General features: G+C 48.0%; 19 protein-coding genes. 16 read left to right on the top strand and 3 right to left on the bottom strand.

The features are described from left to right. Positions 1–57: 57 nt before the first annotated feature. The 4 genes from ABR335_RS11395 to ABR335_RS11380 all read left to right on the top strand — a co-directional run bounded on the left by ABR335_RS11395 (position 58) and on the right by ABR335_RS11380 (position 5,161). A complete protein-coding gene (locus ABR335_RS11395) occupies positions 58–915 on the top strand; it encodes a Cof-type HAD-IIB family hydrolase (RefSeq protein WP_014095518.1) in 858 nt (285 codons plus the stop codon). A gap of 430 nt (positions 916–1,345) precedes the next feature. Further along, positions 1,346–3,001, top strand: coding sequence for an FAD-binding dehydrogenase (locus tag ABR335_RS11390; protein ID WP_014095517.1), 1,656 nt, complete (start codon positions 1,346–1,348; stop codon positions 2,999–3,001). Positions 3,002–3,295: 294 nt separating this feature from the next. Next, positions 3,296–3,436 carry a hypothetical protein gene (locus ABR335_RS11385; RefSeq protein ID WP_155245505.1) on the top strand — a complete coding sequence of 47 codons (141 nt, stop codon included), beginning with the start codon at positions 3,296–3,298 and terminating at the stop codon, positions 3,434–3,436. A 327-nt stretch (positions 3,437–3,763) separates the two neighbouring features. Next, the gene (locus ABR335_RS11380; protein ID WP_014095516.1) at positions 3,764–5,161 is read left to right on the top strand and encodes an MFS transporter; all 1,398 of its coding nucleotides are present in this window, start codon (positions 3,764–3,766) and stop codon (positions 5,159–5,161) included. Positions 5,162–5,442: 281 nt separating this feature from the next. On the opposite strand, the gene ABR335_RS11375 is transcribed toward ABR335_RS11380, so the two are convergent. After that, complete coding sequence (locus ABR335_RS11375) at positions 5,443–5,853, bottom strand: helix-turn-helix domain-containing protein (RefSeq protein WP_014095515.1); 411 nt, start codon at positions 5,851–5,853, stop codon at positions 5,443–5,445. Between the two features lie 704 nt (positions 5,854–6,557). Here ABR335_RS11375 and queD point away from each other — a divergent pair. Beyond that, a complete protein-coding gene (gene queD, locus ABR335_RS11370; protein WP_014095513.1) occupies positions 6,558–7,049 on the top strand; it encodes a 6-carboxytetrahydropterin synthase QueD in 492 nt (163 codons plus the stop codon). Beyond that, entirely contained in the window at positions 7,039–7,764 is a 726-nt protein-coding gene (queE, locus tag ABR335_RS11365) for a 7-carboxy-7-deazaguanine synthase QueE (protein ID WP_014095512.1), read from the top strand. The genes queD and queE overlap by 11 nt, the downstream gene beginning before the upstream one ends. 596 nt (positions 7,765–8,360) lie before the next feature. On the opposite strand, the gene ABR335_RS11360 is transcribed toward queE, so the two are convergent. Both ABR335_RS11360 and ABR335_RS11355 read right to left on the bottom strand, forming a co-directional pair. After that, the gene (locus ABR335_RS11360) at positions 8,361–9,335 is read right to left on the bottom strand and encodes a bile acid:sodium symporter family protein (RefSeq protein WP_014095511.1); all 975 of its coding nucleotides are present in this window, start codon (positions 9,333–9,335) and stop codon (positions 8,361–8,363) included. Between the two features lie 181 nt (positions 9,336–9,516). Further along, complete coding sequence (locus ABR335_RS11355; RefSeq protein ID WP_035189905.1) at positions 9,517–11,235, bottom strand: Rqc2 family fibronectin-binding protein; 1,719 nt, start codon at positions 11,233–11,235, stop codon at positions 9,517–9,519. A gap of 141 nt (positions 11,236–11,376) precedes the next feature. Between ABR335_RS11355 and ABR335_RS11350 the strand changes: the two genes are divergently transcribed. The 10 genes from ABR335_RS11350 to rsmB all read left to right on the top strand — a co-directional run bounded on the left by ABR335_RS11350 (position 11,377) and on the right by rsmB (position 22,822). Then, positions 11,377–14,058: a cation-translocating P-type ATPase gene (locus tag ABR335_RS11350; RefSeq protein WP_104851375.1), complete on the top strand. Its 2,682-nt coding sequence runs from the start codon at positions 11,377–11,379 to the stop codon at positions 14,056–14,058. A 221-nt stretch (positions 14,059–14,279) separates the two neighbouring features. After that, positions 14,280–15,155: a YicC/YloC family endoribonuclease gene (locus ABR335_RS11345; protein ID WP_014095507.1), complete on the top strand. Its 876-nt coding sequence runs from the start codon at positions 14,280–14,282 to the stop codon at positions 15,153–15,155. Continuing rightward, entirely contained in the window at positions 15,152–15,457 is a 306-nt protein-coding gene (gene remA, locus ABR335_RS11340) for an extracellular matrix/biofilm regulator RemA (RefSeq protein WP_017551488.1), read from the top strand. The genes ABR335_RS11345 and remA overlap by 4 nt, the downstream gene beginning before the upstream one ends. A 2-nt stretch (positions 15,458–15,459) precedes the next feature. Further along, a complete protein-coding gene (gene gmk / locus ABR335_RS11335; RefSeq protein ID WP_014095505.1) occupies positions 15,460–16,074 on the top strand; it encodes a guanylate kinase in 615 nt (204 codons plus the stop codon). Position 16,075: 1 nt separating this feature from the next. Continuing rightward, positions 16,076–16,282 carry a DNA-directed RNA polymerase subunit omega gene (gene rpoZ / locus ABR335_RS11330; RefSeq protein WP_014095504.1) on the top strand — a complete coding sequence of 69 codons (207 nt, stop codon included), beginning with the start codon at positions 16,076–16,078 and terminating at the stop codon, positions 16,280–16,282. 135 nt (positions 16,283–16,417) lie between these two features. Further along, a complete protein-coding gene (gene coaBC, locus ABR335_RS11325) occupies positions 16,418–17,629 on the top strand; it encodes a bifunctional phosphopantothenoylcysteine decarboxylase/phosphopantothenate--cysteine ligase CoaBC (protein WP_017551489.1) in 1,212 nt (403 codons plus the stop codon). Then, positions 17,626–20,031: a primosomal protein N' gene (priA, locus tag ABR335_RS11320; RefSeq protein ID WP_104851376.1), complete on the top strand. Its 2,406-nt coding sequence runs from the start codon at positions 17,626–17,628 to the stop codon at positions 20,029–20,031. The genes coaBC and priA overlap by 4 nt, the downstream gene beginning before the upstream one ends. 19 nt (positions 20,032–20,050) lie before the next feature. Then, positions 20,051–20,536: a peptide deformylase gene (def, locus tag ABR335_RS11315; protein WP_035181825.1), complete on the top strand. Its 486-nt coding sequence runs from the start codon at positions 20,051–20,053 to the stop codon at positions 20,534–20,536. Continuing rightward, entirely contained in the window at positions 20,533–21,486 is a 954-nt protein-coding gene (gene fmt / locus ABR335_RS11310) for a methionyl-tRNA formyltransferase (RefSeq protein ID WP_017551492.1), read from the top strand. Before def ends, fmt begins: the two co-directional genes overlap by 4 nt. After that, positions 21,479–22,822, top strand: coding sequence for a 16S rRNA (cytosine(967)-C(5))-methyltransferase RsmB (rsmB, locus tag ABR335_RS11305; protein WP_017551493.1), 1,344 nt, complete (start codon positions 21,479–21,481; stop codon positions 22,820–22,822). The genes fmt and rsmB overlap by 8 nt, the downstream gene beginning before the upstream one ends. The last annotated feature ends 25 nt before the right edge of the window (positions 22,823–22,847 follow it).

The raw sequence follows: 22,847 nt of genomic DNA, 5'->3' as shown, positions 1-22,847 counted from the left end.
GAATAATATTGCCTCTCGAAAAAGACCGTCCGGGAACAACAGGAAGGAGAGCGCAAAATGAAACTGATCGCGATTGATTTTGACGGGACATTATTATCTGATGACGGAACAATTAGCGAAGAAAATGCCGGAGCGATTCGGGAAGTACAAGAGCAGGGGAATATCGTTGTTGCCTGTTCAGGGCGTTCGCTTCATGATACGCGGCATATTCTGAAAAAAGCAGGCCTTGATTGCCCGGTGATAACGGGAAATGGTGCCGTCATTTACGATTCGGATCAATGCATTTTAAAGCTTGTGATGCCGGATAAAGTACTGGACGACTTGCTTCCGGAACTGGAAGCGCAAGGATACTATTACGAGTTATATACTAACCAGGGCGTGTATTTGCTGGAAAAAGGGAGAAAGCGCCTTGAATCGGAAATGCATTCCTTGCACGAAAAAGATGAAACCTTTTCTTTGGAGTGGGCTGCCGGCCAAATTGAGCTCCAGATGCGGCAGTACGGGATTCATTATTTCCACCATTATGCTGAGTTGGATTTGCCGCATTTGGAGGTTTACAAAATTTTTGTACTGTCCTTTCATCCTGAACGGTTAAAGCAACTCCGCAGCTGGCTAAGCGGAAGACAAGATCTTTCCATGACCACATCGGGGCGCACGAAGTTGGAAATTGCCCATGCAGAAGTTAGCAAAGGCCATGCCCTTCAGTTTATGGCCCGCCATTTGAACATCCCGTTGGAAAATACGGTCGCAATTGGTGACAATTTTAACGATCTGTCCATGTTTGAAGTAGCCGGTATAAGTATTGCGATGGGAAACGCTGAAGAACAAGTGAAAGCGCGGAGCACCTATGTCACAAAGACCCATAACAAAAACGGCGTTGCCCATGCTCTGCGGACATACATATTGGGAAAATGATGGGGAATAAAACCAAAAAAGCGGTGGCTGTTTGCTGCCGATCTCCGCATTTTGCGGCAAGTTTTTTGGGCAAGTTACGGATTCATCCGAAAAAAATGAAGGTTCACAGCTCAAGTCCCCTTTTATTCCTCATCGAGCGTTTTTCTGATCGCCTGTTTTTTCTATCTTTATAAAAAGGAAATTATAGTTTCGTGTCGAATGTTATAAGTTGAATTTTAGTTTTTACATCGAGCCCGGGCACCACCCATTTGCACGATGATTTTTTACAGCAGGCAACAGAGCTGCTCATTCGTTCATTTTATATCGTTTACAATGCTATGCTGTCCGGGAGAAGCCGGCTGTAGAGGAAAATCGCATCGATGAAATCATCGCATAGGATATTTTCAATCATAGACATCACCATGCTTTGTGAAAACGGGAGGTCTCTATTATGAATTTCGATGTCATTGTCGTCGGAGCGGGGCTGGCCGGCTTGGTTGCAACCGCAGAGATGGCAGAGGGTGGGAAAAAAGTGCTGCTTTTAGACCAAGAGCCGGAAACCAGTATCGGCGGCCAAGCGTGGTGGTCGTTTGGCGGGTTATTTTTAGTAAATTCTCCGGAGCAAAGGCGGCTTGGGATAAAAGATTCCAGGGAACTGGCGTGGCAAGACTGGATTGGCACTGCCGGATTTGACCGGGAGGACGATGAAGATTATTGGGGAAAAAAATGGGCCGAAGCTTACATCGATTTTGCAGCCGGCGAAAAAAGATCGTGGCTGCACAAAATGGGCGTGCGATTTTTCCCGGTTGTCGGTTGGGCTGAACGGGGCGGACATTTAGCCACTGGACACGGCAATTCTGTTCCCCGCTTTCACATTGTGTGGGGAACCGGACCGGCACTGGTGGCACCTTTTGAGAAAAAAGTCCGGGAATATATGAAAGCCGGTTTGGTTCAATATTTGCCCCGCCATCGGGTCGATCACCTTTTAAAAGAAAATGGCACTGTTAGAGGGGTAGCCGGTTCTGTTTTGATTCCCAGCACAAAGGAGCGGGGAGAGGATACGGAAAGAGAGGTTATTGGCGATTTCGAATACCAGGCCGAAGCTGTATTAGTGGCGAGCGGTGGCATTGGCGGGAACCTTGATTTCGTTCGCAAAAATTGGCCGAAGCGGCTCGGAACGCCGCCTGCTCATATGTTATCGGGCGTTCCTGCGCATGTGGACGGCAGAATGCTTGGTATTACGGAAGAAGCGGGCGGGCGGATTGTGAATCGGGATCGGATGTGGCACTATACGGAAGGCATAAAAAATTGGAACCCGATTTGGTCCAACCATGGCATCCGTATTTTACCCGGGCCATCCTCCATTTGGCTTGATGCGGAAGGTAAACGCTTTCCTGTCCCTAATTTGCCGGGATTTGATACGCTCAGCACACTGGAAGCCATTCAAAAAACCGGTTATGACTATTCGTGGTTTATTTTAACGCAAAAAATCATAGAAAAAGAGTTTGCCCTGTCAGGATCGGAGCAAAATCCGGATCTTACCGGCAAAAGTATCCGGAAAGTGCTGGGCAGAGCTTTGCCTGGCGCGCCTGAACCCGTCCAGGCCTTCATGGATAAAGGAGAAGATTTTATCATTGCCCATAATCTGGAAGACCTGGTAGACAGAATGAACCGATTGACTGGTGAAAATCGATTAAACTTTAAAGAAATTGAAGACCAAATAAAGGCGCGGGATCGGGAACTGGATCATAAATTTACAAAAGATCTGCAGGTGACGGCAATCCGGGGCCATCGAAATTATTTGGGGGATAAATGGATTCGCGTTGCCCCGCCGCATAAAATACTCGACCCTAAAAATGGTCCGCTCATTGCCGTGCGCCTTCATCTTCTAAGCAGAAAAACATTAGGCGGCCTGCAAACCGATTTATCTGGAAACGTTTTAGATTCCGCAGGCGATGCCATACCCGGTTTATATGCAGCGGGGGAGGTTTCCGGGTTTGGCGGTGGAGGCGTCCATGGCTACAGGGCTCTTGAAGGAACCTTTCTGGGCGGCTGCCTTTTTACAGGAAGAACAGCCGGCCGGGCGATTGCGGCTGAACTAAGTTAATTGCATAACGGACCCAGTGATTTTTTACCGGGTTTTCATGTGAAAATGGCGGGTCGGGCAGAGTTCCGGGCGTTTATAGGCTTGAAAGCCGGATTCTAAATGTCATATGCAACAGAGGTCAACATTTTTGTGATCTATTTCTCCCGCGTAATATTCCGCTCGGTGAGGTCTGATTCCTTGCATATCAGACAAATTTTATAGTTTTGCGCTCTTAGGATGATTCTTAATAAAGCTGTAAGTTGTTTATCGCCGGTAATCCTTTCTAGTTTTGTCATTGATCAGGGAGGGGGATATTTGCATTTTAATATCACTATGATTTGTAAACGCCAACATAAATCCAGCCTGCGAAATGAGAACCAAAGCAGCCGACAAAAAAATCATGATTTTTCTTTTGGAAAAGTTCGTCCTTTTTCTCCTCTGGAATTTAAAAAATAACCTCTTATAGGTGCTTCTAACTCACATTATGGCCAGCCAAGCGGCGAAAACGAGGGCAAGGGCCAACGATATTTCGACAAGATGGAGAAATGAAGGTTATGAGAAAGCGCATTTGCATAATGCGCTTATTTTGATTGTTTTGCGCTTGCTTTAAAAATGAGCCGTTTTTGGCCGGAAATGTACGCCAACAAGTCAGTTTCTTTTCAAAAATGATAGGACGGCCGCTTTCATGATCTCGTCAAAAAAATAATTTTAAAAATGGAGATAAAAAACTATAAACAGGGTATATATGTTTTTACTTAAGATCATGAAAAAGGAGGTTTTTACATGGACCATTATGCCAGCCGGTTGGAGGAGGATCACGCCGGTATTCAAAACCCGGTCACGCAAACGGGAGAATTGCACCGAAAGGAAAAAATCGCATACGGTGCAGGGGACATCGGGTATAATTTTCTGTTTGACCTCGGGCAAATCTATTTGCTCAAGTTTTACACGGATACGCTCGGGCTTCCGGCTTCCATTGCAGGAATGGTATTTTTAGTGACAAAAATTTGGGACGCTTTTTCGGATTTTACCATTGGCACGGTTGTAGACCACCGGAAAAAAATTGGGCCAAAAGGGAAGTTCCGTCCCTTCATTCTGTATACCGCAGTTCCGCTGGCGCTGATGACGATTACGAATTTTCTTTCTCCGGATTTTTCATTAAATGGAAAAGTGATTTGGGCCTTTGCTACATACATGGCTTTCGGCACCATCTACAGCATTTCCAGCATACCATACGGTTCAATGGCTCCGGCAATGACGAAAAATCCTAACGAACGGGCTGAATTGTCCGCCTTTAGGCAGGCCGGCGCTAATCTTGGATTGCTCATTACGACAGTCGGTTTTATGCCGGTTGTCCTCCTGTTTGATAATCCGAAAATCGGATATCCGGCAGCGGCTGCGATTTTTGCAACGGCCGGCATATTGCTGCAAATCTATTCTTATAAGCATATAAAAGAGCGCCATGTCGAACTGGAACCGAAAAAAACAAGCCACACGATAAAAGACAGCTACAAGGCGCTTGTTAAAAACGGGCCCCTTTTCATTGTCAGCCTGGTCAATTTATTTACCATTTCAGCTTACAATGTGAAACTGGCTGTTCAGGTGTATTACTGCCAGTATGTATTGCACAATGTCACCATCGTTTCTTATATGGGATTTTTTAGTATGGGTTGCGCATTTTTCGGGATTGCCCTCGCTCCTTTTGTTCAACGAAAAATCGGGAAAAAGTACACGTATATGATCGGTTGTGCCATTTGGGCGGTTGCCGATCTGCTTGCTTTGTTTTTTGCCCATAATGCCGTTCTGTTTATTGTATTTGCCTGCCTCGCCTTTTTCGGAAACGCTTTTGTCAACAGCCTGAACTGGGCATTGATTTCCGACTGCGTGGAATACGGGGAATGGAAAACCGGAAAGCGGACGGAAGGTATTGTCTACTCCTTTTTTACATTCTTTCGCAAATTGTCACAGGCTGTCGCCGGGTTTATTCCCGGGTTTGTGCTGAGCATTTCCGGATATGTACCGAATGCCGTCCAGTCCGCAAGTGCCATTTTTGGTATCAAAGCGCTTATGTTTATCTATCCGGCAGCACTGTCCATTTTAACGATTGTTGTCTTCGGCTTTTTCTACCGCTTGACGGAAAAGAAATATAAAGAAATCGTGGCGGAGATGAATAGCAGGTAATGCAGGTCAAGGGAGCAGTTTCAACAAGCAAACGTCCAATTTTGGAATGAACAAACAGGGAATTGGAAAGAAAAAATGCTGATTTGGAAAGAAAAATACAGATTTTGGAACAAAAAGGAAAGTCCGGAAAGCAAGATTTCAAGTTTAAATGAATTGTTCGGGAGGTAACAGGCACCCTCCCGAATTTGGAGTGAAAAGCCGCCTCTTTCCAATATACAACGCAAACTTTTCATCTGCAAAGTCTGCGTTGTATATTGGATAAAAATCACATAAAACTGTCGTCAATGAGACCGTTCTCCAGTTCCTTTTTCAACGCTGGAAAAGTGACTTCTTTGAACTCCTTGTTCGTCCGGATCAGCTTTTGCCAAAGTATACGTTGCCTTAGTGTAGCTGAATCCAAGCCTGTGTAACATCTTAGAAACACCCTTGGGAGTAAAAGACTGCTGAAACTCTTGTTGAATCCAGTCGGCAATTAATTGGAGCGTCCAAGTGTATTTTGCTTCGAAACCGACTTCTGCAGGTGTTTTATTCACGATGGTATCGGCCAACTGTTTCTGTTGTTCTTTACTTAACTTTTCGGGTTTACCTGTTGTTTTTTTCATTTGTAGCCCGGAAATTCCACCTTCTTCATAAGAATGAAAGTATGCCATAACCGTCTGCCGATTACGTCCTATAATCTTAGCGATATCCATATAAGTAGGGCTTGCTGAACGAATCCGGTTCTGAATTTGTACCCAATTTGTCTGCAAACTCCATCGCAAAATATATGCGAAAATGCGTGAGTTTGTCTTCTCCGGACGTTGAATCGGCTTTCGCGTGCAGGCATTTCCCTGGATTTGTTGTAAAACCTTTGCATTTAAATGGTTGCCAAAGCTGTCAGCATCCTTGCCAAATCTAGGAATTTCGCTTATTCAGCAAGCCCTAAGTATGGCCTTCTAGGTGTAATAGCACAGAAAGGTAACGCTCATAAAGACGTTTATCTTTTGTATTTTTCATTGCATTTCGTAAGGATTCAATTTCTTGTTTTACCATTTTTTCTCCATCCTTTTTGGTATCATTACAGACTTTATACCCGAAAAAGGACCAAAAAATTGAGCAAAGATGATTAGTTCATCTTATATAACTTAAGTTTTATCAATGGACGGTTCAAAGAGAACTCGCTGTGGAAATTTCAACCGGAGTTTTAAAAGGCGCAGCATTTGGCCTATATGTTAAAAGCATTTCCGAGGAACAATGGGATATGCGAATGCCGGGCATTTTTTCATTTTAATGGATATAGACTAGTCTACGGTTTCCGAGTTTAGAAAAAGAAGAAGGTGAATTCCAAAATCTTTCTGGTTTTCCAGAATACCATTATAATAGAGAAATAAGCAATGATCAGGAGAGGATGTTAACGTTGAGTGAATATCACATTCCGGAGAAGGTCCAGATATTTGGAAAAGATATTCGGAAAGAGCAATTGAAGTATCATCATAAGAGAACAGCTGTGACAAAGGCATTTACTTTCGATGCTGCCCATCATTTGCATTTGTATGAAGGAAAATGCAAAAGCTTGCACGGCCATACATACAAAGTAAAAATAACATGCAGTGCGTACTTAAATGAAATTGGCATCAGCATAGACTTTGGCGATCTGAAAAAGATATTTCAGGAAGCGGTTGAGGAAAAACTGGATCACCAATATTTAAACAACGTTCTTCCGCCAATGAACACCACTGTGGAAAATATGGTGGTCTGGATGTGGGAAGAGATTGAAAACCGGCTTAACCGGCAAAAAGATTACAAAGACCGGGGAGCGAGATTGGAAGAACTGGTACTCTATGAAACACCAAAAAGTTATGCAACGATGAAACGGGAATGGATGGAGGAAGAAACAGATGGCAAGTAAAATTCCGGTGATCGAAATATTTGGTCCAACGATACAAGGGGAAGGAATGGTCATCGGAAAGAAAACCATGTTTGTCCGCACGGCCGGGTGTGACTATGCCTGTAGCTGGTGCGATTCTGCTTTTACCTGGAACGGGGAGGAAAAAGGCCGGATTGCGCTGATGACGGCGGAGGAGATCTTCCAGAAGCTGAAAGAAACAGGAGGAGAAAACTTTAGCCATGTCACGATTTCGGGAGGCAATCCACTTTTGTTGAAAGGCCTTGGCGAACTGGTTGATTTGCTTAAAACCCATCAAATCCGTACAGCAGTTGAGACACAGGGATCGCGCTGGCAAAATTGGCTTCCGGACGTTGATGATGTAACCATTTCGCCAAAGCCGCCGAGTTCCGGCATGCACACAGATTTTGAGACTTTGGATAGGATGATTGAACAGCTAACACTAGCGGGAAGCCATTTTTGCTTAAAAGTTGTCGTTTTCGATGATAAGGATTTTGATTATGCCAAAAAGATCCATAAACGCTATCCTGTTGTCCCCTTCTATTTACAAGTCGGCAATCCGGATATTGCTTTGCCCGACCGGGATGCGTTAGCGAAAATGCTGATCGGAAGATACGAATGGCTGGTGAATCTAACCTTGCAGGCAGAAGAAATGAATGATGCTTATGTCCTTCCGCAGCTGCATGCATTGGTGTGGGGGAACAAGCGGGGCGTATAAAAAAGATGTTATTTTTATTATAGGATGCAAAAAAACGGTGAGACACGATTAATGGCGGTGTCTCGCCGTTTTTTTGTCAGCGGCTTCATTCAAATGTTAAGGAGTCGCGGAAAAAGAAAGTCCTTCCTTAACCTAGAGCCTGTCTACGTTAAGAAAGCAAGCAAAAACGAAGGCCTTCCTTAACATAGAATGCATCTATATTAAGTAAGCGTGAAAAAACGAAGTCCTTTCTTCACATAGAGGACGTCTACGTTAAGGAAGTGCGGAAAAAAGACGGCCTTTTTTCACCTAGAGGGCGTCTACGTTAAGGAAGCAAGCAAAAACAAAGTCCTTCCTTCACCTAGAGCCCGTCTACGTTAAGGAAGCGTGAAAAAACAAAGTCCTTCCTTCACCTAGAGCCTGTCTACGTTAAGGAAGCAAGCAAAAACGAAGTCCTTCCTTTACATAGCCCCCGCCTATGTTAAGAAACCGCAGAAAAACAAAGTCCCTTCTTAACATAGAATGCGTCATCCTCTTCTTGTTGCTTTCGCTTTTCATCATGTGTCCTTGTCATCGGTACCACTTTACCTGTCTTCGCTGGCCGTTCCCTCTTTTTCTCACATATGCTGGCTTGCGGCCGGTTTTGTGTCGGGATTGACTGCCTTTTTATCTTTCATTCGGCTGTAGATGTTTGCGAGCAACGAACCGGACAAATTGTGCCAGACGCTGAAAATCGCGCTCGGGACGGCGGCAAGCGGGGAAAAATGCGCGGTGGCCAGCGCAACGCCGAGCCCGGAATTTTGCATGCCGACTTCCATCGAAACCGCTTTTTGCTTGGCAAGGTCCATCCCGCACAAACGGGCGAAGAAAAAGCCGATGATAAAGCCAAGCAAGTTATGCAAAATGACGACGGCAAAAACGAGTAAAGCCGTTTGTGCGATTTTTTCGGCGCTTCCGGCGACCACTCCTGCTACAATCAGCACGATCGCCACAACCGAGACAAGCGGCATCGCTTTTGCACCGGCGCGCGCCTGTTTGCCGAAAAACTTTTTCACGATAAACCCGAGCAAAAGCGGCACAATGATCACTTGCACAACCGAAAGGAATAAAGACAATACACTGACATGCACCCATTTGCTAGCAAACAGCAGGATTAAAAGCGGTGTGACAATCGGCGCAAGAATCGTGGACACGGAAGCGATCGCAACAGCAAGCGCCACATTGCCGCGTGCAAGAAACACCATTACGTTCGAAGCCGTGCCGCTCGGGCAGCAGCCGACAAGGATGACGCCGATTGCAATATCTTTCGGTAAGTTGAGCCCGACTGCAAGCAGAAAAGCGATAAGCGGCATGATGACAAAATGGCCGACCACGCCGAGCGCCACCTCAAGCGGCTTTTTGAAAACTTCTTTAAAATCTGATAATTCAAGCGTCAACCCCATGCCAAACATGACAATTCCCAATAAAGGTACGATATAATTCCCGATCCACGCAAAATGCTGCGGTAAAAAATAAGCGATGACTGCAAAAATCAGCACCCATACGGTGAACGTTTTCCCTGCAAACGCGCTGATTTTTTCTAAAGTTGCCATGTGAAGACCTCCAAATATAAATTGTTTTCTAAAATGATAGAATATCTGACAAAATAAATCAAGGCAGCCATTTCAATATTTTGGGATTTATTTAGATCATTCGTTTCCGAAAACATTTTTTTCACCAAAAAAAACAGCGCAATGCCTGGGCCTGCGCTGTTTACAACATATTCCGTGTTTTTCATGCATCCTTCGTTTTTTTCATGGCCAGCACTTTGTCGGTATCCGGTGTGACATAAACGGTTTGTTGGTTCTCGTAAATGACAAATCCGGGTTTTGCGCCGTTCGGTTTTTTCACGTAGCGCACTTTCGTATAATCGACCGGGACGGAAGCGGACTGGCGCGCTTTGCTAAAATAGGCGGCGAGTGATGCGGCTTCCAAAATCGTTTCCGGCGCCGGGTTTTTGCTGCGGATGACAACATGCGACCCGGGAATGTCTTTTGTGTGCAGCCAGATTTCATCGCGGGCGGCGACCCGGTTTGTCAAATAATCGTTTTGCTTGTTGTTCTTTCCGACAAGAATTTCCGTGCCGTCCGAAGCCTCGTATTTTTCGAGGGCGATTTTGTTTGCATTTTTCCGCCGGGCGCGGCTGTGCCGTTTTTTCAAATAGCCTTCTTCTTCCAGCTCTTCGCGGATTTCCCCGATATCTTTCGGCGAGGCTGTTTCAAGCTGCTGGAGGAGGTTTTCAAAATACAGCACTTCATCCCGGGCTTTTTTGATCTGTTCACGCACGGCGACTTGCGCATGCTTCGCTTTCTGGTAGCGGGAAAAATAGCTTTGCGCATTTTCGGCAGGGGTTTTTAGCGGATCAAGCGGAATTTCAACCATTGCCCCGTCCTCATCGTAATAGTTTTGCACTTTCACTTTGTCCATGCCTTTTTTTACAGCATACAAATTTGCTGTCAAAAGTTCGCCGTACAGCTGGAACTGTTCGGCATTTTGCGCTTCCGCAAGCGTGACTTCCAGCTTTTTAATTTTGCTTTCGTTTTTCTCTAGTTCATTTTTCACAAACCGCTCAAGATCGTGGCCTTTTTGCTTGACGCGGTCACGTTCGGCTTTACCGGCATAAAAACGGTCAAGCAGCGCGCTTAAAGTCGGAAACGTTTTGACTTCGCCTTCAAGAGACGTAAGCGGGATCATGTAGAACGATTCTTTTTGCGTGCCAATGATCATCACTGGCTGGAGGTCAAACTTTTTAATCGGCTCCATAACGGACAAAAACGCGTCCGTGACCGCATCTGGATTCGAAAACTTCGCCCGGTGCATGATTTCTTTCGCCAAAAGAGGGGAGACGCCGGCAAATTGCGCGACAATTTGCTTGTCCATTTTCCCGCTGTTCCAGTCAAGCGCTGCTATGACATCCTCTTTTGCCGCCTCAAGCGGGTTCCGTTTGTGTTGTTCAGGGGGCATGACATATTCATGCCCGGGGAGAATCGTCCGGTACGTATTCACAGCCGGTGGGACATGTTTGATGCTGTCCATGATCAGGTTCCGCTCTTTGTCGACCAAGATGATATTGCTGTGGCGGCCCATGATTTCCACGTACAGCTGTTTAAAGGAAATATCCCCGATTTCGTTTCGGTTTTTGATGTCAAAGACAACAACGCGGTCAAGGCCGGCCTGGTGAATATCCTCGATCACGGCACCTTCCAGATGTTTTCTTAAAAGCATGCAAAACATCGGCGGGTCCTGCGGGTTGTCAAATGGTTCATCCGTCAGCTGAATGCGCGCATAGGCCGGGTGTGCCGACAAAAGCAGCCGCCTGTTTTTTCCGTTTGCACGCACCACAAGGACCAGTTCATTCTGGTACGGCTGGTGGATTCTGTTAATCCGCCCACCTTTTATCGTATCAACAAGTTCTTTTACCATCGCTCTTGTAAATAATCCGTCAAATGACATATCGCATTCCTCAATTCTTTCGCGCATGCATAAAGCATTGCGTCAGTCGTTGGCATGTTAAATTATATCATTTTTTTGGACAGGGCTGAATATGTTGCTATTAAGACAATAATGGGCAGAAGCAGGGGAGAGTGTATTTTCATGATGTTTCACGAAATGAGTGAAAAAGAAGTAGAACAGGAATTCGGAACTGATCTGGAAAAAGGGCTCACCGAAAAAGAAGCGGAAAAAAGAATCAGGCAGTACGGCTTTAATGAACTGGAAGAGGCGGAAAAGGAATCTGCCCTTATGCTCTTTCTCAGCCAGTTTAAAGATTTTATGACGCTCGTCCTGCTTGCCGCAACCGTGATTTCCGGATTTCTAGGCGAATATGTCGACGCGGTCGCCATCATCGCCATTGTATTGATTAACGGGTTTCTCGGCTTTTTTCAGGAGCGGCGGGCCGAGAAATCGCTTGAAGCATTAAAAGAACTTTCCGCACCGCAAGTCAATGTGCGAAGAAACGGGCGATGGGTAAAAATCCCTTCCAAAGAAGTGACGCTTGGTGATATTTTAAAATTTGAAAGCGGGGACCGGGTTGGCGCCGATGTCCGGATTGTAAAGGCCAATAATCTTGAAATTGAAGAGTCGGCGTTAACCGGAGAGTCCATCCCTTCCCCGAAATCAACGGAACCGATTCCTGTGGAAAATGCGGGCCTCGGCGATTTGCATAATATGGCGTTTATGGGGACAATGGTAACGCGCGGCAACGGCATCGGCATTGTCACCGGCATCGGGATGCAGACGGCAATGGGGGAAATTGCCGATATGATTCAAAACGCCGAAGCGATGGCGACCCCTTTGCAAAGAAGGCTCGAGCAACTGGGAAAAATTTTAATCGTGGTGGCGCTGCTTTTAACCCTCCTTGTTGTTCTTGTCGGCGTCTGGCACGGGCATGACTTGTATTCCATGTTTCTGGCGGGGGTTTCGCTCGCGGTTGCGGCGATTCCGGAAGGCCTGCCGGCGATTGTGACGATCGCATTATCGCTCGGTGTCCAGCGCATGATCCGGAAAAACGCGATCGTCCGGAAACTGCCGGCTGTGGAAACGCTTGGCTGTGCGTCTGTCATCTGCTCGGATAAAACCGGCACAATGACGCAAAACAAAATGACAGTCACTCATTTATGGAGCGGGGGAAAGACGTGGAAAGTGTCCGGGACGGGCTATGAGCCGAAAGGGATTTTTACGGACAATGGCGCGGAAATCCACCCGTTAAAGGAAAAAAGCGTCTACCAGCTGTTGACGTTCGGGCTATTATGCAACCATGCCGAATTGAAAGTGAAAAACAAAGAATATATCATAGACGGCGACCCGACGGAAGGCGCGCTCCTCGTTTCTGCCCTGAAGGCCGGTTTAACGAGGGAATTACTGCTGAAAGATTTTACGATTGAACAGGAATTTCCATTTGATTCAACGCGGAAAATGATGAGCATGGTGATCCGTGACAAACACGGCAAACGGTTTGTGATCACAAAAGGCGCGCCGGATGTGCTGCTCGGGGTAAGCCGGTCGGTGCTCTGGAACGGCAGGGAACAATCGTTTGATCCGGAAACACGGAGAAAAGTAGAGAAAGCGGTCGAATCTTTGGCTGCCCAGGCGCTCCGGACGATCGCCATCGCATTCAAGCCGCTTGCAGCAGGCGAAACGGCAAAAAACGAACAAGAGGCGGAGAAAAATTTGATTTTTCTCGGCGTCCAGGGAATGATCGATCCGCCGCGGCCGGAAGTCAGACAAGCCATTAAAGAATGTAAGGAAGCGGGCATCCGGACGGTGATGATTACGGGCGACCATGCTGTGACCGCAAAAGCAATTGCAAGACAGCTCGGGATTTTGCGCACAAGCCGTGAAAAAGTGGTGGACGGCGCGATGCTGAACGAACTGACGGTGGATGAGCTGGAAGACGTGATTGACGAAGTTTCCGTGTTTGCACGTGTATCGCCGGATCATAAACTGAAAATCGTCAAAGCTTTCCAAAACCGCGGGGCAGTCGTCGCCATGACAGGAGACGGCATCAATGACGCACCGGCCATAAAAACGGCCGATATCGGCATCTCGATGGGCATAACCGGAACCGATGTCGCAAAAGAAGCGTCCTCGCTCATTTTGCTCGATGACAATTTTGCGACGATTAAAGCGGCGATCCAGGAAGGCCGCAATATTTACGAAAATATCCGGAAATTCATCCGTTACCTGCTCGCTTCCAATGTCGGCGAAATTCTGGTCATGCTGTTTGCGATGCTTTTGTCCCTGCCGCTTCCCGTCGTTCCCATCCAAATTCTGTGGGTCAATCTCGTAACGGATGGGCTGCCGGCGATGGCGCTCGGCCTCGACCAGCCGGAAGAAGATGTGATGAAGCGGAATCCGCGCCATCCGCGTGAAGGGGTGTTTGCGCGCGGGCTCGGCTGGAAAGTGATTTCGCGCGGTTTTCTGATCGGAATTGCGACATTGGCCGCTTTTGTGACCGTATATTACCAGCATCCTGACCGGCTTCCTTATGCCCAAACGATTGCATTTGCAACGCTTGTCCTTGCTCAGCTGATCCATGTGTTTGACTGCCGCAGCGAACGCTCGGTGCTTGCGCGCAACCCGTTTGGAAACGTCTATCTTGTGCTTGCTGTTTTGTCATCGGTGTTGCTTATGCTTGCCGTGATTTATGTTCCGGCCCTCCAGCCGGTTTTCCATACGCTTCCGATTTTGCCGAAAGACTGGCTGCTCGTCCTCTGCATGAGTGCGATTCCGACATTTTTGCTTGCGGGGACCTATTATTTAAGAAAAAAACCTTAAATTATGCTATAATCTTAAAAGTAATAGGGGATCCTCTATTACTTTTTCTTTTGGCGAAGTTTCCCCCGGCGCTCCGGTTAAGATTTTCTTTCCTAATTGAACGGGGCGCGGTATAATCTCCGTAAAAGCTTTTTTGATTGAGCCAGGAAAAGGCGCGATGAAAGCCGTGAAGGTTAAAACCGGCGCGACGGTAGATGTAAGAAGAGATTGGGCGTGAGAAGATGGTCTTAAGCATGACGGGCTATGGCAGAGGCCGCCGAAAGACGCAGCAGTTCAGTGTGACAGTTGAGATCAAGTCTGTCAACCATCGCTTTTGCGAATATCAGATCAGGATGCCGAAGCAGCTTGTCAAAGTGGAAGAAGAGTTGAAAAAAATCATCGGGAACTATGTGCAGCGGGGTCGTATTGACGTGTTTGTCACCATTGCCGGTGAAGGGCTTGTCAAACGCAGGCTGCGGGTCGACTGGGATTTGCTGGACGAATACCACCGGTTTTTAAGCCGGATCCGTGAGCAATACGGAATTGAATCAGGTTTTGGCATTCGCGAGTTATTAAACCGCGAAGATTTAGTTACAATAGAAGAAATAGAGGAAGATAATGAAGAAATCCTCACCCTTGTCTTGGAAGCCTGCAAAGAGGCGGCCGGGCAGTTGCGGCTTATGCGCGAAAAAGAAGGTTCCCTGCTCAAAGCCGATTTGGAAAAACATCTCCAAACGATTTCAAAGCAGGTGGACGATATCAAAACAGAGGCGCAGTCGCTCGTTTCTACATACCGATTCAAACTTGAAAAGCGGATGCAGGAGCTATCAGGCGGCCGGCTGGATGAAGCGAGGCTCGTCCAGGAAGCGGCGCTGTTTGCCGACAAATCCGATATCCATGAAGAAGTAACAAGGCTTGAGAGCCACTTGATTCAATTTGGCGAAACGTTGGCGCTTGATGAGCCAATTGGCAGAAAACTGGATTTCATGATCCAGGAGATGAACAGGGAAGTGAACACGATCGGATCAAAAGCAAATGCTTCCGGTATTTCAACAGCCGTTGTTGAGCTCAAAACGGTCCTTGAGAAGATGCGCGAGCAAGTGCAGAATATAGAATGATTCGCGCGAAGTCAATTGTATGCGAGCGGGAGAGGATGCAGGTGGTAAAACTCATTAATATCGGCTTTGGCAATATCATTTCGGCAAACCGCATCATTTCCATTGTAAGCCCGGAATCAGCGCCGATTAAGCGGCTCATTCAGGATGCACGCGAGCGTGGCACTTTAATCGATGCGACATACGGCAGAAAAACCCGGGCAGTGGTAACGATGGACAGCGGCCATGTGATTCTCTCCGCAGTTCAGCCGGAAACAGTGGCGCACCGTGTTACGGACGGGGAAACAGATGGCGAGGAGGTATAGCGTTGAAGAAAAAAGGATTGCTCATTGTGTTATCCGGTCCGTCCGGTGTCGGGAAAGGGACCGTACGGAAAGCCATTTTTTCGCAGCCGGATACGAAATTTGAATATTCCATCTCAATGACGACGAGAAAACCGCGGGAAGGTGAAATCGACGGGGTGGATTATTTTTTCAAAGAACGCGAAGAATTTGAAGAACTGATCAGGCAGGGAAAACTGCTGGAGTACGCGGAATATGTCGGCAATTATTACGGGACACCTGTCGATTATGTGAAGGAAACATTGGAAGCGGGAAAAGATGTGTTTCTCGAAATTGAAGTGCAGGGCGCACGGCAGGTCCGCGAAAAATTTCCGGACGGCTTATTCATTTTTCTTGCGCCGCCAAGTTTGTCCGAACTGGAATTGAGGATTACGCAGCGCGGGACGGAAACAGCCGAAAGGATTCGCGACCGGATGGAAAAAGCCCGCAAAGAAATCGAAATGATGAATTTATATGATTACGTCGTGGAAAATGATACAATAGAAAACGCCTGCGAAAAAATCAAAGCCATTGTCGTCGCGGAACATTGCCGGACGACACGCGTTGCGAAGCTGTATAAAAAAATTCTGGAGGTTGAATAAGATGCTTTATCCTTCCATTGATGAACTATTGAAAATTATCGATTCAAAATATTCCCTTGTCACGATCGCGGCAAAACGCGCCCGCCAGCTGCAGGACGAGCATAACGAAGTACTTGAAAAATATGTTTCCGATAAAAATGTCGGCAAGGCGCTTGAAGAAATTTATGTCGGCGTCCTCCGGATCAAACACGATGGAACAGCTTCTTAAGGCATCCTGGCGCGATCATACGGAAAATCACAGAGCAGGGACTGGCGGATATGGCGTCAGCCCTTTTTCTTATATTTGCTATTTTGTTAGAATGGTCGTAAGGAGTTTGACTGAGATTTTACAGGGGGCATATGGATGCTTGGAAAAAATATACTATTGTGCGTAACCGGCGGGATTGCCGTCTTTAAAGCGGCTGCGCTCACAAGCAAGCTGGCGCAGTCCGGCGCACATGTGAAAGTCATCATGACGGAATCCGCCTGCAAGTTTGTGGCGCCGTTAACGTTTCAGGCGCTTTCCCGGAATGAAGTGTACACCGATACATTTGATGAGAAACACCCGGAAAAAATTGCCCATATTGATCTTGCAGACTGGGCGGATCTTGTCCTCGTTGCGCCGGCCACCGCTAATATTATTGGAAAATTGGCGAACGGAATAGCGGATGATATGGTCTCGACCACGATTCTCGCCACGACCGCGCCGGTATGGGTGGCGCCGGCGATGAATGTCCATATGTATGGCCACCCGGCTGTCCGCCGGAACCTGGAAACGCTTGGAAGCTTCGGCTACCGGCTGATCGAGCCTGCGGATGGGCATCTCGCATGCGGCTATACCGGAAAAGGAAGATTGGAAGAACCGGAGAACATCGTGGCGCTTTTGAAAGATTTTTTCAGCGGTGGCGGACCAAAACCGTTGTCCGGGAAAACGGTTTTAGTGACAGCCGGCCCGACGATTGAAAAAATTGATCCTGTTCGCTTTCTTTCAAACCGTTCGTCCGGAAAAATGGGATTTGCGCTTGCCGAAGAAGCGGCCAATATGGGGGCAAACGTTTTGCTTGTCACAAGTGTGGACAATCTGACACCGCCCGCCGAAACGGAAATCATCAAAGCGGAGAGCGCAGAGGAGATGTATCATGCGGTTATGGGCCGCTACAAAGAAGCGGATATCATCATTAAAAGCGCAGCCGTGGCAGACTACACGCCGGTCCGTGTTTTTGATAAAAAAATGAAAAAACAGCCGGGCAACCTGACGCTGGAATTGAAACGGACAAAAGATATTTTAAAAGAACTCGGCGAAAGGCCGGACAAGCCTTTTCTCGTCGGCTTTGCCGCGGAAACCGATAATCTCGAAAACTATGCGCGCGACAAAATGGAACGGAAGCGTGCGGATATAATTGTTGCCAATGATGTGAGCCGGGAAGGCGCCGGCTTTGCCGGTGATACCAATATCGTGACCATTTTTAAACGCGACGGCTCGAAACGGGAACTCCCGCTGCTTTCCAAGCATGAGGCGGCAAGGGAAATTTTGCGCGAAATCTGCCGCGAGATCGAAAAGGGCGAAAAGAAATGAAGATTGCAAATGTGATTGTCGATATACCGGCAATGCAGACAGATAAATATTTTGATTACCGGATCCCGGAAAAATGGGAAACGGCCATTCAGCCGGGAATGCGTGTCATTGTCCCGTTCGGCCCGCGTACGATCCAGGGATTTGTTGCGGGCATAAAAGACCGTTCAGAAGTGAAGAACTTGCGTGAAATCATTGCGCCGCAGGATTTGGCCCCGGTTTTGAATGCGGAGCTGCTTGCGCTCGGGGACTGGCTTGCGAAGGAAACGCTTTGCCTGAAAATCTCCGCTTACCAGGCGATGCTGCCGGCTGCGATGAAGGCAAAATATGAAAAACGCATCAAAAGGCAGGACGGGGGCGCCAACCCTTTTCTTGACGAAGTGTTTAAGGGTCATGACGAAATCAGCTGGAAAGAAGCACAGCAAAAGGGCTTTCTGCCGTTTCTCCAAAAAGAAGCGAAAAACGGATCGGTGGAAGTCGTGTACGAAGTCAAAAGCAAAGCCAATAAGAAAACGGTCCGGCTTATTTTCTGCCCGCTGTCCAAAGACGAGCTTGAAAAACGGATGGAAGAAGTGCCGAAAAATGCACCGAAGCAAAAGCAGGTGCTGCAATTTTTCCTGGAAAATCCGGATGCTAAGATGCCTTCTCCCGAACTGGCGGAAACAGCTGGCGTATCGCGGGCGGTTATCAAAACATTGCTTGAAAAAGGATGGTTGGAAGAAAAACAGGAAGAATCGTACCGCGACCCGTATGCCGGCCACCAATTTCAAAAGAGCGTGCCACATGCTTTAACTGCGGAGCAGAAACAGGCAATTGGCCCGGTCCTCTCCGCTGTCCGCGAAAACAGAAATGAAACGTTTTTGCTTTTTGGCGTAACCGGTAGCGGAAAAACGGAAATTTATCTCCAGTCGATACAGGAAGTGCTGAACCAGGGAAAAGAGGCGATTGTCCTTGTGCCGGAAATTTCTCTTACGCCGCAAATGGTGAACCGTTTTAAAAGCCGTTTCGGCAAAGACGTGGCGGTTTTGCACAGCGGCTTATCGGTCGGCGAAAAATACGATGAATGGCGGAAAATTACCCGCAAAGAAGCGAAAGTGGTCGTCGGGGCGCGGTCGGCGATTTTTGCCCCGCTTGAAAATCTTGGCATCATTATTATTGATGAAGAACATGAAAACAGCTACAAACAGGAGGACAACCCGCGCTACCATGCGAGGGACGTCGCCCTTTTCCGGAGCAAAAACCACCATTGCCCGGTCATACTCGGCAGCGCCACCCCGTCGCTTGAATCATTTGCCCGCGCGCAAAAAGGGGTCTATACTTTGCTGAAAATGGGAAAACGGATGAACAACCACCCGCTTCCCGAAGTTTCAATTGTCGATATGCGCGAAGAATTGCGCGCAGGCAACCGTTCCATGTTCTCAAGAGAGCTTTTTGAAAAATTGAAAGACCGTCTGGAGAAAAAACAGCAAACCGTGCTGCTGCTGAATAAAAGGGGATACTCCTCCTTTGTCATGTGCCGGGACTGCGGGTATGTGCAGCAATGCCCGAACTGTGATATCTCGCTTACTTATCACCGCTCTACAAACGAAATGAAATGCCATTACTGCGGTTACGAGACATTTGTGCCCGCAACATGCCCGGAATGCGGGAGTTCCCATATTCGTTATTTCGGGACAGGGACGCAGAAAGTGGAAGAGGAACTGGGGCGGCTGTTGCCCGAAGCGCGCGTGATCCGGATGGATGTCGATACAACCGGCCGCAAAGGGGCACATGAACGGATGCTGCAAAGCTTTGCAAACGGGGAAGCCGATATTTTGCTTGGGACGCAGATGATTGCAAAAGGGCTCGATTTCCCAAATATTACGCTTGTCGGCGTGCTGAATGCGGACACGATACTCCATTTACCCGATTTCAGGGCGTCTGAAAAAACGTTTCAGCTTTTAACGCAAGTAAGCGGGCGCGCGGGGCGGCACCAGCTGGAAGGCGAGGTTGTTGTCCAAACCTATACCCCCGAACATTACAGCATCCAATTTGCAGGGGAACAGGACTATGAACGCTTTTACCGCCAGGAAATGAGAATGCGGAAAGTGGGCGCCTATCCTCCTTTTTACTATCTCACCCTGATTACGGTCAGCCATGAAAATGTGATGAAAGCCATGTCCGCAGCCGAAAAAATCGCAGGCTTTATGCGGAACCGGGTGTCGGGCGGAAGCGTGATTTTAGGCCCTTCGGCATGCCCGGTACCCCGTGTGAAAAATAGATATCGTTACCAATGTCTGATAAAATACAAACGGGAACCGCGGCTCAATGAAACATTATCTGTTTTGCTGGAACATTTCCAGCACCAGATTGCCTCGGAAGGATTAAGCATCGCGGTCGATGTCAATCCTAATATGATGATGTAACAGGAACGAGTGATTCGAAATGATGGAGATTGTAAAATATCCTGCCGCTATTTTGGAGGAAAAATGCAAACGGGTCACGGCATTCGGCCCGTCTTTAAAAGCGGTACTGGATGAAATGTATGAAACGATGCTTGAAGCGGACGGGGTCGGCCTTGCCGCCCCGCAAGTCGGCATCAACCAGCAAATCGCCGTTGTCGATACCGGGGATGAAACAGGCCGGATTGACCTCATCAATCCGAAAATCGTAACAAGGCGCGGGGAACAGACGGATGTCGAAGGCTGCCTGAGTTTTCCCGGCGTTTATGGGACGGTTTCGCGCGCCCATTATGTGAAAGTAAAAGCACAGGATGCAAACGGAAGGGCGTTCACCATTGAAGCGGAAGATTTCCTTGCCCGCGCTTTGCAGCATGAAATCGACCATCTGCACGGCGTTTTGTTTACGTCCAAAATCATTGATTATGTGGATGAGGAAGACTTGGTTTTTGAGGAGGCCGATGCCGAATGACGAAAGTGGTGTTTTTGGGAACGCCGGATTTTGCCGTGCCGGTTTTACAGACTTTGATCCGCGACGGGTACGAGGTCATTGGCGTTGTGACGCAGCCGGATAGGCCGGTTGGCAGAAAACAGGTTTTAACCCCTCCGCCTGTAAAACGGGAGGCGGAAAAGCACGGCATTCCGGTTTTTCAGCCGGAAAAATTGCGCGAGCCGGAAAGCCTCGCCCGTATTTTGGCGCTCAAACCGGATGTTGTGGTTACATGCGCATACGGGCAGATTTTGCCGAAAGCATTGCTTGATGCGCCCCCGTTCGGCTGCATCAATGTCCATGCGTCACTGCTGCCGGAACTGCGTGGCGGGGCGCCGATCCATACGGCTATTTTACAAGGGAAGAAAAAGACCGGCGTCACCATTATGTACATGGCGGAAAAACTCGATGCCGGCGACATTTTCAGCCAGCGGGAAGTCGAAATTGAAGAAACCGATGATGCCGGCACCCTCCATGACAAGCTGAGCAAAGCGGGCGCTGTGCTTTTATCCGAAACGCTTCCGAAAATCTTGGCAAAAGAAGTGACGCCGGTGCCGCAGGATGAACAGAAGGCGACGTTTGCCCACAATATTACGCGCAGCCAGGAAAAAATCGATTGGAAAAAACCGGGGGAAGTCATTTACAACCAAATCAGGGGGCTGTGCCCGTGGCCGGTTGCCTACACCGTGCTTGGCGGAAAGACGTTTAAAATATGGAAAAGCGAAAAAGTGCCGCTTTCTGAGCAGGCGGAGCCGGGCACCATCGTCACGATAGAAAAAGACGGGATCGTGGTCGCAACGGGCAACACAACCGGCATTAAAGTGACGGAACTGCAACCTGCCGGGAAGAAACGGATGGCGGTTGCACAATTTTTAAACGGTTCAGCGGGCGGCCTTGCACCCGGAATGAAATTTGGAGATGAAGATGAGTAAAGATCGGAAAAATGTCCGTGAAGCGGCGCTTGAACTTTTGGAGGCAGTGGAGAAAAACGAGTCGTACAGCAATTTGCTGCTTGACCGCTATATTGAAAAATACCGGTTCCACGGTCCTGACCGGGCGCTGCTTACGGAAATCACTTATGGCACGTTGCAGAGAAAACAGACACTGGACTATTTTCTCGCCCCGTTTTTGCGCAAAAAAATTGAAAATTGGGTGCGGATTTTGTTGCGCTTGTCTTTATATCAAATGGTATACTTAGATAAAATCCCTGACCGCGCGATTATTTTTGAAGCGGTGGAGATCGCCAAAAAACGGGGCCACCGCGGGATTTCCGGAATGGTCAACGGCGTTTTGCGCGCCATCCAGCGCGGGGGGCTCAGAAGTTTAAAGGAAATAGAAGACCCGCTTGAAAGATTATCGGTGGCAACGAGCCATCCGCACTGGCTTGTGGCAAGATGGGCGGAAGCTTACGGCTATAAAACGACGAAAGAAATGTGTGAAGCAAACCTGATTCCGCCGTTACAGACAGCAAGGGTGAACCTGAACCGGGCATCCGTGGAAGAAGTCATCGAAAAACTGGAGCGGGAAGGGTTTACCGTTGAGCGGAGCCCGGTTATTCCGGAAGCTGTCCGCTCACGAAAAGGCAATCTTGCCCGCTCGGCATGCTTTAAAGAAGGGCTCTTCACCATCCAGGATGAAAGTTCGATGGCGGTTGCCTATGCGCTTTGCATCCAGGAAGGCCAGCGGATTCTGGACGCTTGTGCGGCACCGGGCGGAAAAACGACCCATATTGCGGAAAAGTTAGAAGGAACGGGAGAAGTTGTCGCGCTCGATCTCCATCCGCATAAAGTAAAACTGGTTCAGGAAAATGCAGAGAGGCTCGGTACCGGACAGGTCGAAGCGATTGCGATGGACAGCCGGGATGCAGGCGCCCGTTTTGAAAAAAATACTTTTGACCGCATTCTTGTCGACGCGCCGTGCACAGGTTTTGGCGTGCTGCGACGGAAACCGGATATCAAATATGCGAAAACCGTTGACGATATCCATGCGCTAAAGCAGGTCCAGCTTTCGATTTTATCGGGCGTGTCGGAACTGTTAAAACCGGACGGCATCCTTGTTTTCAGCACGTGCACCGTTGACCGGAAAGAAAACGAAGGGACGATTGAAACATTTTTGCAGGAACATCCGGAATTTGAACCGTATCCGCTGCACGTCCCGGAAGCAATGGAATCTTGCGTTGACGGATACCGGATGCAGATTTTTCCGCAGGACTTCGGCGGGGACGGATTTTTCATCGCCAGCATCCGCAAAAAGGCCGGTAAAGCATAGGTTTGCCTGATGATAAACACGTCAA

The sequence above is a fragment of the Heyndrickxia faecalis genome (assembly GCF_040267745.1).
Classification (GTDB): Bacteria; Bacillota; Bacilli; order Bacillales; family Bacillaceae_C; genus Weizmannia; species Weizmannia faecalis.
The sequence above is the reverse complement of the archived record's forward strand: the minus strand, read 5'-3'. Positions and strand labels throughout refer to the sequence as shown.

Bases quoted from the DNA above. Each gene is read 5' to 3' on its own strand.
- ABR335_RS11395 (WP_014095518.1), top strand. From the start codon at position 58: ATGAAACTGATCGCGATTGATTTTGACGGGACATTATTATCTGATGAC.
- ABR335_RS11390 (WP_014095517.1), top strand. From the start codon at position 1,346: ATGAATTTCGATGTCATTGTCGTCGGAGCGGGGCTGGCCGGCTTGGTT.
- ABR335_RS11380 (WP_014095516.1), top strand. From the start codon at position 3,764: ATGGACCATTATGCCAGCCGGTTGGAGGAGGATCACGCCGGTATTCAA.
- ABR335_RS11375 (WP_014095515.1), bottom strand. From the start codon at position 5,853: ATGGATATCGCTAAGATTATAGGACGTAATCGGCAGACGGTTATGGCA.
- queE (WP_014095512.1), top strand. From the start codon at position 7,039: ATGGCAAGTAAAATTCCGGTGATCGAAATATTTGGTCCAACGATACAA.
- ABR335_RS11360 (WP_014095511.1), bottom strand. From the start codon at position 9,335: ATGGCAACTTTAGAAAAAATCAGCGCGTTTGCAGGGAAAACGTTCACC.
- ABR335_RS11355 (WP_035189905.1), bottom strand. From the start codon at position 11,235: ATGTCATTTGACGGATTATTTACAAGAGCGATGGTAAAAGAACTTGTT.
- ABR335_RS11350 (WP_104851375.1), top strand. From the start codon at position 11,377: ATGATGTTTCACGAAATGAGTGAAAAAGAAGTAGAACAGGAATTCGGA.
- ABR335_RS11345 (WP_014095507.1), top strand. From the start codon at position 14,280: ATGGTCTTAAGCATGACGGGCTATGGCAGAGGCCGCCGAAAGACGCAG.
- remA (WP_017551488.1), top strand. From the start codon at position 15,152: ATGATTCGCGCGAAGTCAATTGTATGCGAGCGGGAGAGGATGCAGGTG.
- rpoZ (WP_014095504.1), top strand. From the start codon at position 16,076: ATGCTTTATCCTTCCATTGATGAACTATTGAAAATTATCGATTCAAAA.
- coaBC (WP_017551489.1), top strand. From the start codon at position 16,418: ATGCTTGGAAAAAATATACTATTGTGCGTAACCGGCGGGATTGCCGTC.
- priA (WP_104851376.1), top strand. From the start codon at position 17,626: ATGAAGATTGCAAATGTGATTGTCGATATACCGGCAATGCAGACAGAT.
- def (WP_035181825.1), top strand. From the start codon at position 20,051: ATGATGGAGATTGTAAAATATCCTGCCGCTATTTTGGAGGAAAAATGC.
- fmt (WP_017551492.1), top strand. From the start codon at position 20,533: ATGACGAAAGTGGTGTTTTTGGGAACGCCGGATTTTGCCGTGCCGGTT.
- rsmB (WP_017551493.1), top strand. From the start codon at position 21,479: ATGAGTAAAGATCGGAAAAATGTCCGTGAAGCGGCGCTTGAACTTTTG.